At 59.5% G+C, this 12,234-nt stretch carries 9 protein-coding genes; 6 read left to right on the top strand and 3 right to left on the bottom strand.

The genetic code is table 11. The features are described 5' to 3' along the window. Positions 1 to 143 precede the first annotated feature (143 nt). The 3 genes from rplU to DWW03_RS08710 all read left to right on the top strand — a co-directional run bounded on the left by rplU (position 144) and on the right by DWW03_RS08710 (position 2,017). A complete protein-coding gene (gene rplU, locus DWW03_RS08725; protein ID WP_015546709.1) occupies positions 144 to 455 on the top strand; it encodes a 50S ribosomal protein L21 in 312 nt (103 codons plus the stop codon). A 20-nt stretch (positions 456 to 475) separates the two neighbouring features. Further along, on the top strand, positions 476 to 736 hold the full coding sequence (gene rpmA, locus DWW03_RS08720; protein ID WP_015546708.1) for a 50S ribosomal protein L27: 261 nt from the start codon (positions 476 to 478) through the stop codon (positions 734 to 736). 1,029 nt (positions 737 to 1,765) lie between these two features. Further along, positions 1,766 to 2,017, top strand: a complete 252-nt coding sequence (locus DWW03_RS08710) for a helix-turn-helix domain-containing protein (RefSeq protein ID WP_015546707.1) — start codon at positions 1,766 to 1,768, stop codon at positions 2,015 to 2,017. A gap of 99 nt (positions 2,018 to 2,116) precedes the next feature. Here the strand turns inward: DWW03_RS08710 and DWW03_RS08705 are convergent, their stop codons facing one another. Together DWW03_RS08705 and nifJ are read right to left on the bottom strand one after the other, a co-directional pair. Continuing rightward, positions 2,117 to 2,551 (bottom strand): META domain-containing protein, encoded by a 435-nt coding sequence (locus tag DWW03_RS08705; protein WP_022062196.1) that lies wholly within the window; start codon positions 2,549 to 2,551, stop codon positions 2,117 to 2,119. 468 nt (positions 2,552 to 3,019) lie between these two features. Further along, entirely contained in the window at positions 3,020 to 6,553 is a 3,534-nt protein-coding gene (gene nifJ, locus DWW03_RS08695; RefSeq protein ID WP_118406614.1) for a pyruvate:ferredoxin (flavodoxin) oxidoreductase, read from the bottom strand. Between the two features lie 819 nt (positions 6,554 to 7,372). On the opposite strand from nifJ, the gene DWW03_RS08690 reads away from it, so the two are divergent. Continuing rightward, positions 7,373 to 8,611 (top strand): M16 family metallopeptidase, encoded by a 1,239-nt coding sequence (locus DWW03_RS08690; RefSeq protein ID WP_118406613.1) that lies wholly within the window; start codon positions 7,373 to 7,375, stop codon positions 8,609 to 8,611. Next, complete coding sequence (locus DWW03_RS08685) at positions 8,608 to 9,879, top strand: M16 family metallopeptidase (RefSeq protein ID WP_022062200.1); 1,272 nt, start codon at positions 8,608 to 8,610, stop codon at positions 9,877 to 9,879. Before DWW03_RS08690 ends, DWW03_RS08685 begins: the two co-directional genes overlap by 4 nt. Before the next feature lie 129 nt (positions 9,880 to 10,008). On the opposite strand, the gene rsmA is transcribed toward DWW03_RS08685, so the two are convergent. Continuing rightward, complete coding sequence (rsmA, locus tag DWW03_RS08680; RefSeq protein WP_118406612.1) at positions 10,009 to 10,803, bottom strand: 16S rRNA (adenine(1518)-N(6)/adenine(1519)-N(6))-dimethyltransferase RsmA; 795 nt, start codon at positions 10,801 to 10,803, stop codon at positions 10,009 to 10,011. A 148-nt stretch (positions 10,804 to 10,951) separates the two neighbouring features. Between rsmA and DWW03_RS08675 the strand changes: the two genes are divergently transcribed. Further along, a partial coding sequence (locus tag DWW03_RS08675; RefSeq protein ID WP_118406647.1) for a hypothetical protein occupies positions 10,952 to 12,234 on the top strand: 1,283 nt, incomplete at its 3' end.

Here is a 12,234-nt window from a genome sequence, read left to right as displayed (position 1 = left end):
CGGCTTTGCCGGCAGCGTCTGCCGCGCCCAAAACCGTGCCAGAGGCGCACCGGGGCAAAAAAAATTGCAGGATGTGTTGTTTATAAGATAAATATGCGTATATTTGCACTCCGAATTTATGTTCAAATACATAATCGACTTAAATGTACGTTATAGTAGAGATTGCAGGTCAGCAATTTAAAGCTGAAAAAGGTCGGAAACTTTATGTCCACCGTCTTCAGGGCGAAGAAAATTCGTCCGTAAGTTTCGACAAAGTCCTGCTCACAGACAACGACGGTCAGGTTAAAGTCGGCGCACCTGTAGTGAAAGGCGCCGCAGTGAAGTGCAAGATCTTGAAGCATCTGAAGGATGACAAGGTTCTGGTGTTCAAAAAGAAACGTCGCACGGGCTACCAGAAGTGCAACGGACACCGCCAGTACCTGACGCAGATTCTCGTCGAGGAAATCGTTGCATAACCTTTAAAAACTGAATCAACATGGCACACAAGAAAGGTGTAGGTAGTTCGAAGAACGGCCGTGAGTCGGAAAGCAAGCGACTCGGCATCAAACTGTTCGGCGGTCAGTTCGCAAAGGCGGGCAACATCATCGTTCGCCAGCGCGGCACGGTGCACAACGCCGGTGAAAACGTAGGCATGGGCAAGGACCACACGCTCTTCGCTCTCGTCGACGGAACAGTAGAATTCTGCAAGAAGGGCGAAGGAAAATCGTACGTAAGCGTTTCCCCGCTCAGCGAGTAAACAAAACAACGAAAACGATAAAAAGCGGTCTCCGTGAGGGGCCGCTTTTTTCGTGTGCCTGTTATCAATGAAAAATCGGGGACGGAAACCTTCCGCCGGGTGAAACTTTAGTATGTAGTGACGTATTGGCCGTCGGCCCGTCCCCGAAAAAAAGGGGCGGCGGATGGGACTCCTGTCGGAGATCTCTCCAGTGTGACGCCTCTATACACCCGTCGTTCGGAAACGAACGGCAAAAACAGGAATCCCCCGGGAAGAATGTTATCTGTGACGCCTAAATCACAGCCGCCGCCCCTAAAATCCAACCGAGACGGCAGCACGGGGATTTCGTCAGAAATCCCGACCGTGATGCAACGGCGGACGCCGCCCCGGAATAATGACCGCGCGGCTTTGTTTCCAGCAAAAAAGCGCAAGTCGGTCCCTCTCAATGCAGGCTTCAAGGAGCCGGAACAGGAAAATCGTCCCGTGCCCATGCCTGCCCCACCACGAAGTCGAGGCATAACACAGGACCGACAGCAACCATACCCGGATCAAACAGTCTCCTGATGAAGTTCCCCGATCAGCCAGAGGGATAAAGAGTTGTTTACCTTTGTTTATTTGTACAAATATAAACAAAAATTCCGTTTCGACAACGTCTGAAGCCAAACAGAATAACATTGATCTCCTTTTGGCACACATATGCGGCCGATTCAGCGCATATCCGGACAAAAGCGGGTTTGCCGGAGAGGAATCGACCCGCGCAGCGGCTGTTTGCGGTCGGCGAGTTGTGATGGCGGGCTGTGGCGGCAGACGGAGAGTGGCGAATAACAAGCGGCGGGCGAACAGTAGGCACAGGCAACAAGCGGCGAACGGCGAGCGGCAAACAGCGAACAGCGGACAGCGGACAGCGAACAGCGGACAGCGAACAGCGAACAGCAAAAGGTGGATGAGAGAAAACCGGTGACCGGCGGTGCGCTGCGGACTTTTTGCAGGGCCGCGAAGGATGCGGCGACCGGGCTTCGGAAATTGCCGAATTTAACGTATCTTTGTACCATGCGGCGGAAAAACGAACGATATAACGAACCTGTGGTCCGGGGCGTGGTCGCGCAGCTGCGCGAACTGCGCCATGCGCGCAACCTCTCCCAAAAGCAGGTCTTCACCGACACCGACATCAACATCGGCCGGATCGAATCCGGACGCGGGAACATCTCGGTCTCGACGCTTGCCGACCTGTGCGCCTACTACGGAATCCCGCTCCGGGAATTTTTCGAACGGCTCGAAGCAGGAATCGCTTCCGGAGAATGACACCCCGCATAGGAGGGCGGCCGCGGGTCGCGGCAAAAAGACGAAAATCCCGCTTCCGACACTCGGAAGCGGGATTTTTCATTCAGGCCGGGATACGACTTATTTCTTTTGAGCCGCAGCGTCCTGCACGGCGCGGAACTCGGCAAGCAGCTTCTTGTCGTCGTAGAATTTCAACTCCTCGCCCTTGATCTCGTAGCCGTCCACCTCGTCGAGCATCTTCACGAAAGCGTCCTCGTACTGCATCTCGGGGCAGGCCATCCGGGTCATGCCGAGATTCTCGAACTCCAGCTTCTGCCCTTTCAGCTCGTACTTGCCGAAGAAACGGTTGCAGTTGGTACGGCCCGACACGAGCGTATCGGCGGCGCTGAATTGCAGGGTGAAGAAATCGGCCTCGGCGTCGACGGCCTTGGCGGGAATCGCCTCCATTTTGGCAAGTTTCCACGTCGTGCCCTCCAGCGGAAGGGCCTCTTTCTGCGATCCGCCACAGGCGGTCATGGCTAAAAGCAGCGCTGCGGCTGCAAAAATCTTTTTCATAATTTCAAAATACGTTTGTTAACCGAACAATTCATTCAAAACACGCGCCAGACGATAACCGGCTGCCGGCACCTGCCCCTCGGCAGGAGGCTGTACGGCCATCAGACAGGCGTCCGCCCGGGCTTTGTCGAACGCATCGCCGGGTTTGATCCAGTCATGGACAGCGCGGCAGCCGCGGGCGTTCCCGTCGGCGGGGCGTGCCGGCGGCAAAGGCGCACGGCGCGCATCCAATCCGCAAGGCACAGCAGACGATCAAACGGCGGCGAGCAGGGAAAAACGTTTCTTCGCCTCGGGCCTGTTTCCGTCAGACAAATATAGGCAATATATTCGGGTTGCGCAACAACCGGCTGCCGAAAAGGATGAAAGCACGGCCTTCCAACGCCGGCGACGCTTCGGGCGTTCGCAGAATGCCGCCAAAAAAAGGCCGCACCTAAACTGGGATGCGGCCCTTACAGCGGGAACAGACGGTTAGTACTCCATCTGCGCGAGACGCTTGTAGCCGTTGTAACGCCACTTGGCGTTCTCCTCCGCAGCGGCGAACAGTTCGTCGGCCTCGGCAGGGAACGACTTCTGGAGCGAGGTGTAGCGCACCTCCTTCAGCAGGAATTCGCGGAACTTCGACCAATCCGGCTCTTTCGAATCGAGCACGAACGGGTTCTTGCCCTGCTCCTCAAGCAGCGGATTGTAGTGCCACAGGTGCCAGTAGCCGCAGGCTACGGCCTCCTTGCCGACGGTCTGCGTGCGGGTCATGCCGCCCTTGATGCCGTGGTTGATACACGGAGCGTAGGCGATCACGAGCGAAGGTCCGGGATAAGCCTCGGCCTCTTTGAGCACGTTGAAGAGCTGCTGCTGCGAAGCGCCGATCGAAACCTGCGCCACATAGACATAACCGTAGGTCATGGCCATAGCGCCGAGGTCTTTCTTGCGGATGCGCTTGCCGCTCGATGCGAACTTGGCGACGGCGCCCACGGGAGTCGATTTCGACGACTGACCGCCGGTGTTCGAGTAAACCTCGGTGTCCACAACGAGGATGTTCACATCCTGACCCGTGGCCAGCACGTGGTCCACGCCGCCGTAACCGATGTCGTAACCCCAGCCGTCGCCGCCGATGATCCACTGCGACTTCTTCACGAGCCAGTCCTTGTGCTCGAGAATCTCCTTGCAGTAGTCGCAGCCGCAGGCCTCCAGCAGCGGGATCAGGCGCGCCGTAACCTCGGCCGATTTGGCCGACGAGCCGCGGTTTTCGATCCACTCCTTCATCACGGCTTTCAACTCCTCGGAGCACTTGGTGCAGTTGGCGATGGCCTTCTCCATCGTCTCCTGGACGCGGTCGCGGAGTTTCTCCACGCCGACGTGCATACCCAGACCGAACTCGGCGTTGTCCTCGAAGAGCGAGTTGGCCCATGCGGGACCCTGGCCGGCGGCGTTGGTGCAGTAGGGCGTCGAGGGAGCCGAACCCGAGTAGATCGAGGTGCAGCCCGTGGCGTTGGCAACCATCATCTTGTCGCCGAACAGCTGCGAAATGGCCTTGATATAGGGGGTCTCGCCGCAGCCTGCGCAAGCGCCCGAGAACTCGAACAACGGCTGTGCGAACTGAAGGTTCTTGACCGACTTGGTCTTGTCGACGACCTGCTTGTAACCGATATTTTTGGTGATGTAATCCCAATTCTTCTGCTGGGGCATCTGCTCCTCCAGCGGGCGCATCACGAGCGCCTTATCCTTGGCGGGGCAGACGTCGACGCAGTTCGAACAGCCCGTACAGTCCATCGGCGAAATCTGGATGCGGAACTTGTACTCCTTGGTCTCGCCGAGGCCCTGCTTCCACTCCACGCCCGAAGCGGCGGCCTCCTCCTCGGTGGCGAGGAACGGACGGATCACGGCGTGGGGGCAGACATAGGCGCACTGGTTGCACTGGATACAGTTCCCGATCTTCCACTCGGGAACGTCGACGGCGATGCCGCGCTTCTCATAAGCGGCCGTGCCGTTGTCCCACGTGCCGTCTTCGCGGCCGTTGAAGGCCGAAACGGGCAGCAGGTCGCCTTTCAGGGCGTTGATCGGGTCGACGATCTTCTTCACGAAGTCGGGACGCGCGGCATCGGCCGTGTGCTCCTCCTCCTTCACGACGATATTCGCCCACTCGGCCGGAACCTCGACCTTCACCACGGCGTTGCCGCCGGCGTCGACGGCCGCATAGTTCATGTTGACGATGTCCTCGCCCTTCTTGCCGTAGGATTTCAGAATGGCTTTCTTCATCTCCTCGACGGCCTTGTCGAACGGAATGACATTGGCGATCTTGAAGAAGGCCGACTGCATGATGGTGTTCGTACGCGAACCCAGACCCAGCTCGGCGGCGATCTTCGTGGCGTTGATGATATAGAAGTTGATCTTGTTCTTGGCCAGGTAGACCTTCATGTGGTCGGGCAGCGTCGCGCAGGTCGTCTCGGCGTCGTGCACCGAGTTCAGCAGGAACGAACCGCCGGTCTTCAGCCCCTTCAGCACGTCGTACTTGTCGACGTACGAAGGCACGTGGCAGGCCACGAAGTCGGGGGTGGTCACCAGATAGGGCGACGTGATCGGCAGGTCGCCGAAACGCAGGTGCGACGAGGTGTAGCCGCCCGATTTCTTCGAGTCATAGGAGAAATAGGCCTGGCAGTACTTGTCGGTCGTGCCGCCGATGATCTTGATCGAGTTCTTGTTGGCGCCCACCGTGCCGTCGGCGCCCAGACCGAAGAAGAGGCCCTCGAACGTGCCGGGCTTCGCGAGCGAAATCTCCTCGCCGACGGGCAGTGAACGGAACGTCACGTCGTCGACGATACCCACCGTGAACTGGTTCTTCGGCTCGTTCATCTTCAGGTTCTCGAACACGGCCAGCATCTGCGCCGGAGTGGTGTCCTTCGACGAAAGGCCGTAACGCCCGCCGATGACGAGCGGCTTGCGGTCGCACGGACAGGCGGCGAACGCCTCCACGACATCCATATACAGCGGGTCGCCGTTGGCTCCCGGCTCCTTCGTGCGGTCGAGCACGCAGACGCGCTTCACACTCTCGGGAAGCACGGCCATCAGGTATTTCACCGAGAACGGGCGGTAGAGGTGCACGGTCACTACACCCACCTTTTCGCCCTTGGCCATCAGGTAGTCGACCGTCTCCTTGATGGTCTCGGTCACCGAACCCATGGCGACGATCACGTTCTCGGCGTCCTTCGCGCCGTAGTAGACGAACGGCTTGTAGTCGCGTCCCGTGATCTTCGAAATCTCCTTCATGGTGTCGGCCACCATGTCGGGAATGGCGTCGTAGAACTTGTTCGAAGCCTCGCGCGTCTGGAAATAGATGTCGGGATTCTGGGCCGTACCGCGCGTAACGGGGTGTTCGGGGTTCAAAGCGCGGGCGCGGAACTCCTTCAGGGCGTCGCGGTCGAGCAGCGCCGTCAGCGCGGCTTCGTCGATCAGTTCGATCTTCTGGATCTCGTGCGAGGTGCGGAAACCGTCGAAGAAGTGCAGGAACGGAACGCGGGCCTTCAGCGACACGAGGTGCGCGATGCCGGCGAGGTCCATGACCTCCTGCACCGACGAGGTGGCCAGCATGGCAAAACCCGTCTGGCGGGCCGCCATCACATCCTGATGATCGCCGAAAATCGACAGCGACTGTGCGGCCAGCGCACGCGCCGAAACGTGGAACACGCCCGGAAGCAGCTCGCCGGAGATCTTGTACATGTTGGGGATCATCAGCAGCAGACCCTGCGAAGCGGTGAACGTCGAGGTCAGGGCGCCGCTCTGCAACGATCCGTGCACGGCGCCTGCGGCTCCGGCCTCGGACTGCATTTCAACGACTTTAACGGTCTCTCCGAAGATATTTTTACGGCCCTGGGCGGCCCACTCGTCCACGAGCTCGGCCATCGTCGACGACGGCGTGATGGGATAGATGGCCGCGACTTCCGAGAACATGTAAGCCACATGGGCCGCAGCGTAGTTACCATCACAAGTGATAAATTTCTTTTCTGCCATTTTAGTTGAAATTTAGATGATATTTGTGTGTTTTTCCTAACAATCCAGACACAGCCCGGAAACACGGGCGATGCAAAGATAGCAATTTCAGCCGAGAATCCGCACTTACTTTTGTTCAAAAAAGCGTTATTTTTCGACATTTCAAATGTGAATCGAATAACAGCCGGGTTGTTATTCAATTAACAACAAACTGCCGGGAAATCACCAAGTTGCAGAACTGGCTAACCAATAGTGAATTACCCGCAGGCGCACGCATCCCGAGGGCGGAAACGCCGCGTCCGGACACGGCGCGCGGCGCGCGGACCGCAGGCCGGACGGACGGAGCCGCAAAAATAAGGTTTATGAATAGGACTTTCGGACACATTGGCCGCAAACCGGGATTTTTTATTAACTTTGCCCTCGGAAACACGTTTGCATTCGTTCTTTAAATATCGTTATTGAAACGGTTATATTGGGGCTCCTGAAATCTGGTAAATTTTTTGTAAACCCACAATGGATCGTACCCGAAGGGTGCGCGCTGATGTGAGGGGTTTACAGGCTTTACCAGAGCCGCAGGAGCCAGGATCTCGGCAGCACTCTTCTCGTTTCTGCCGATGTACCGGTCATGCAGCGGCGGGAGCGATGGATTCCTATCCCAAACTTCTTCATAGTCACCGAATCCATTTTCCGAACAATGAGGCGTCACTTGTATTTCCCGCCGCTGCTTTTTTACGGTCCCCGGGGACGCGACCGCCCTTTTATCTGCCGGAAGGTTCTACGGGACCATCCCACGCAATCCCGGTTTGCAGCCACCGGACTTTTTCGTACCTTTGCGCAACTATGATTCCATACACCAGAAAAACACTCCCCAACGGGCTGACCGTCGTGGTCAACCGCGACCGGGCGTCGAAACTCGCCGCCGTGAATATCCTCTACCGGGTCGGCGCGCGCAACGAAAACCCCGCACGCACGGGATTCGCCCACCTGTTCGAACACCTGATGTTCCGCGGAACGCGCGCCGTGGAGAATTTCGACCTTCCGGTGCAGATGGCTTCGGGCGACAACAACGCCTTCACCAACAACGACTACACGGATTTCTACATCACGCTCCCGAAGGACAACCTCGAAACGGCCCTCTGGCTCGAAAGCGACCGCATGGAGGGACTCGACATCACCCCCGCCAAGCTCGAAGCCGAGAAGAAGGTGGTGATCGAGGAGTTCCGCCAGCGATACCTCAACCAGCCCTACGGCGACCAGACGATGCTGCTGCGGGCGCTCGCCTACAAGGTCCACCCCTACCGCTGGGCGGCCATCGGCCTGGCGACCGACCATATCGCCGGAGCCACGCTCGCGGACGTCGAGTCCTTCTACCGCGCCCACTACCGCCCGTCGAACGCCATTCTGTCGATCTCGGCCGACATGGAGGAGGAGCGGATGCTGGAGCTGGCCGAAAAGTGGTTCGCGCCGCTCGCCGACCACCCGTCCGCGACGGCCGCCATCCCGCAGGAACCCGTGCAGACACAGGCCCGCCGCCAGGAGGTCGAACGCGACGTGCCGGCCTCGACCGTCACCGTAGCCTATCACATGTGCGCGCGCACCAAGCCCGATTTCTACACCGCCGACCTGGTTTCGGACCTGCTCTCGGGCGGCGACTCGGGACGCCTCTACACGCACCTCGTCAAAGAACGCAACCTGCTGTCGAGCGTCAACGCCTACATCACGGGCGACGTCGATCCGGGACTGTTCGTCTTCACGGGCCAGCTGCTCCCGGGCGTGACGCCCGAAGCGGCCGAAGCGGCTTTCCGCGAAGAGATCGAAGCCCTGCAAACGACCGCCGCGACCGCATACGAAATCGAAAAGGTCAAGAACAAATTCGAAGCCAACACGCTCTTCGGCGAACTGAACGTGATGAACAAGGCGATGAACCTCGGGTTCTACGAGATGCTGGGCGACCTCTCCCTGATCAACCGCGAGGTGGACCGCTACCGCGCCGTCACCGACGAGGACATCCGCTCGTTCAGCCGCCGCACGCTGCGGCCCGAAAACAGTTCCACACTCATTTACAACGCCAGGAAATGACACAACCCCGCATAACTCCCTCGCAGGTCGAGGTCGCCGAAGCCCGCCGCACGACGCTACCCAACGGCATCGGACTCTACACGCTCGCCTCCGACGATTTCGAGGTGCTGCGCATCTCGTTCGTCTTCCGCGCCGGATCGGCCCTCCAGCAGGCGCCCTTCTCGGCGTCGGCCGCCGCCAACCTTCTCTCCGAAGGCTCGCGCGACATGACGGCGCACCAGATCGCCGAACAACTCGACTACTACGGCTCGTGGTACGACGTGAACGTCGACCGCGACTACGCCTACATCAATTTCGCCACCCTCTCGAAATTCTTCGACCCGACGCTCGCCGTAGCGGAGCAGATCCTGCTCTGCCCCGCATTCCCCGAGGAGGAGCTGCGCACCTACGCCGCCAAACGCAGACAGCGGCTGGCGGTCGAGCGGGCGAAGATCGACGTGAAGGCCCGCGAGGCCTTCGCACGGGCGCTGTTCGGGGAGCGGCATCCTTACGGCGTCTCGTCGCACGAGGAGGCCTACGACAGCCTCACGCGCGACGACGTGGCGGGATTCTACCGCCGGTTCTACACCGCCGAAAACTGCTTCGTCGTGTGCAGCGGGCGCATCGGCGACCACGAGCTGAAGGCCGTGGCGGAGCTTGCCGGACGGATTCCCCGCGGCGCGGCCGAAGCGCCGCCCGCCTTCCCCGCGCCCGAGACCACGCATACGGCGTTCGTCGAGTACCCGGGGGCCGTGCAGTCGTCGCTGCGCATCGGCCGCCTGCTGTTCCCGCGCACGCATCCCGATTTTTTGGGCATGCAGGTCGTGGCGACGGCCCTGGGCGGCTATTTCGGCTCGCGCCTGATGCAGAACCTCCGCGAAGAGCACGGCTACACCTACGGCGTGGTCTCGGCGATGGTCAACTTCGAACGCGAAGGCTATTTCGCCATAGCGGCCCAGGTCGGCGCGGACGTGACGCAGGAGGCTCTGCGGGAGATTTACGCCGAGATCGAACGCCTCGGCGCGGAGCCGATGCCGGAAGCGGAACTGGAGCTGGTGAAAAACATGATGACGGGCGAGATGATGCGCATTCTCGACGGGCCGTTCGGCATCGCCGACGTGACGATCGAAAACATCCTCTGCGGCTGCGACAACACGGTGATCGGCAGCAACATACGCCGTATCCGGGAGATGACGCCCGCCGGGGTGCAGCAGCTGGCCCGGAAATACCTCCGCCGCGAAGACCTGGTGACGGTGGTCGCCGGGGCGGAAAAACCGGCCGGCATGTAACGGCAGGCCGGAGCAAAATGCGTTTTCGATTTTAGAGGAACAGATTTGTGCTTAAACGAAGAGCGGCACGGATGGGTAGTATCGAAATACGTCCCATTCGTGCCGCACGAATGCAAGTGCAAAGATGCCCTATAAAATCGAAAATCGCGAAACCCAATTCGTTAGCTCCACGAACTCGGCGACGCCCAGCTGCTCGGCGCGCCGGGTGAAGAAGGGGTGCTCGGCCCCGCCGAAATCGCCGAACACGGACTTCAGCGAGTTGCGGATCATCTTGCGCCGCTGGCCGAAGGAGGCTTTCACCACCTTCACGAACAGGGTTTCGTCGCAGCCGAGACGCTCCGTGGCATTGCGGCGCAGGCGGATCACGGCGCTCTTGACCTTCGGAGGCGGATTGAACACCGTCTCGTTCACGGTAAACAGATATTCGATGTCATACCACGCCTGCAGGAGCACCGACAGGATGCCGTACTCCTTCGAACCGGGAGGCTCGGCCAGCCGCACGGCGACCTCCCTCTGGATCATGCCCACGCACTCGGGAACGAGATCGCGGTTCTCCAGCACCTTGAAAAAAATCTGGGACGAGATGTTATAGGGGAAGTTGCCGATGATTTTCAGTCCTTCGGGAAAGCGTTCGCGCAGGTTCATCCCGAGGAAGTCGCCCGCGACGAGCCGCGGCGCGAACTCCGGGTAGTGCGCGTGGAGGTATGCGACGCTCTCCGGGTCGATCTCGGCGCCCCAGGTCACGATGTCGCTGCGCCGCAGCAGGAACTGCGTCAGCACGCCCATGCCGCACCCCACTTCGAGCACCGTACACGGTCCGCCGGCCGCACTGCCGCCCGAAAGCGAATCGCAGATTTTGCGCGCGATATTCAGGTCGACCAGAAAATGCTGTCCCAGCGCCTTTTTTGCCCTTATTTCTCCCATAAACTTTACATTGTAGGCAACAAAGATAAGAAAAAGCCGGCTCAAAACCGAATCGCCGGCGAATTGCAAAGCACTCCGGCAAACAAAAGCGCCGCAGCGGCGCCAAAGACAGGAATTATCGCTACCTTTGGGTCCATACGACAAAAAGATGAAACGCCTCCTCCCCACCCTGCTCGGTCTCTGCTGCATCGCAGACGCTTCGGCACAACTCAAAGTCCAATCCGTCCTGCCGCACGGCGCCGCGCCGGAGAAAACCGCGCCGGCGGTATACGATTCGACGGCAAACATCCGCACGGGCGGCGACGCCGCCTATTACGAAAGCCTCGTCGGGCAACGCATCCTGTTCTATCCCCGGGACATTCACGCCGATCTCCGCCCGGTCGCCTACTTCAACTTCCTCGCGGAAACGCCCGCCGTCGTGCGCATCGACACGGTGTGGCTGCGCAAACCCCGCAGAAAGGTCCGCCCCGAGGATTTCCGGATCGACACCCTTTACAGCGATACCTACCGTCCCCGGTTCTACAAAGACGAAACGACAGCCGCCTGCGGATGCACGACAATGGAGTCGCACGTTCTCGGACGGGACCTCTTTCCGACGGCTCCCGAAACGGGCTGGTTCACCCCGGCGGAAGCCATCGAAGGAAAAACCTTCGAAATAACAGGTCTCAAGACACACAGAATCCAGGGAGAGGCGTTCCGGGTTTTCCGGCTCCGATCCAAAGAGGGAGAAACACTCTATTGGTATGCACATGCGGGAAAAGACAAAACGAACCTGCGGGACGAATATTATCCGGTCGTCGTCGAAGGGCTGATCGAGAAGTACCGTGCGGCATACGTCGGCAGGGAGTTCTTCCTCACGAAGCGCAAACCCGAAGCTCCGGGATATGTTTCCGGATACTTCGGATTGCAGGCCAAGACCATGCAGGGCGAAGAGAACCGGCTGAATTTCGGCACGGAACTGAAGTGCCTCGACCTCCGGCTGATCGGCGACGGAACGGGTTACGCCGTGCCCGCGTTCGTATTCGAACGGAAAGAGGACAGCGTGCGGATTTACATCCCGCTTTGCCGCTACCCGACACCTTTCGGCGTCGAAGGATACACCCTCGGCAGCGACCGCGCCTTCATGGAAGAGCTGATCTTCACCCCGTCCGAAGAGGTATACGCCCAGCGCGCCGAGGAGGCCCGAAAGCGCGCCGAAGCCCGCCTGCAACAGGAAAAAGAGCAGAAGGAGCGTAAGGCTGCGCTCTACCGGAAATACGGCAAGGCTACTGCCGAGCTGATCCTGGAGGGCAAAGTCCGGATCGGTATGACCCGGGAAATGTGCCGTGAGGCATGGGGGTCGCCCGAAGACGTCAACACCATGTCGGGCAGTTGGGGCGTACACGAACAATGGGTCTACGGAACAAACAGCTACCTTTATTTCGAAAACGG

It is taken from the genome of Alistipes sp. AF14-19, from assembly GCF_003461645.1.
GTDB classification, from domain to species: Bacteria; Bacteroidota; Bacteroidia; order Bacteroidales; family Rikenellaceae; genus Alistipes; species Alistipes shahii.
The sequence above is the reverse complement of the archived record's forward strand: the minus strand, read 5'-3'. Positions and strand labels throughout refer to the sequence as shown.

Coding starts and splice junctions, on each gene's coding strand:
- rplU (WP_015546709.1), top strand. CDS start 144: ATGTACGTTATAGTAGAGATTGCAGGTCAGCAATTTAAAGCTGAAAAA.
- rpmA (WP_015546708.1), top strand. CDS start 476: ATGGCACACAAGAAAGGTGTAGGTAGTTCGAAGAACGGCCGTGAGTCG.
- DWW03_RS08710 (WP_015546707.1), top strand. CDS start 1,766: ATGCGGCGGAAAAACGAACGATATAACGAACCTGTGGTCCGGGGCGTG.
- DWW03_RS08705 (WP_022062196.1), bottom strand. CDS start 2,551: ATGAAAAAGATTTTTGCAGCCGCAGCGCTGCTTTTAGCCATGACCGCC.
- nifJ (WP_118406614.1), bottom strand. CDS start 6,553: ATGGCAGAAAAGAAATTTATCACTTGTGATGGTAACTACGCTGCGGCC.
- DWW03_RS08690 (WP_118406613.1), top strand. CDS start 7,373: ATGATTCCATACACCAGAAAAACACTCCCCAACGGGCTGACCGTCGTG.
- DWW03_RS08685 (WP_022062200.1), top strand. CDS start 8,608: ATGACACAACCCCGCATAACTCCCTCGCAGGTCGAGGTCGCCGAAGCC.
- rsmA (WP_118406612.1), bottom strand. CDS start 10,803: ATGGGAGAAATAAGGGCAAAAAAGGCGCTGGGACAGCATTTTCTGGTC.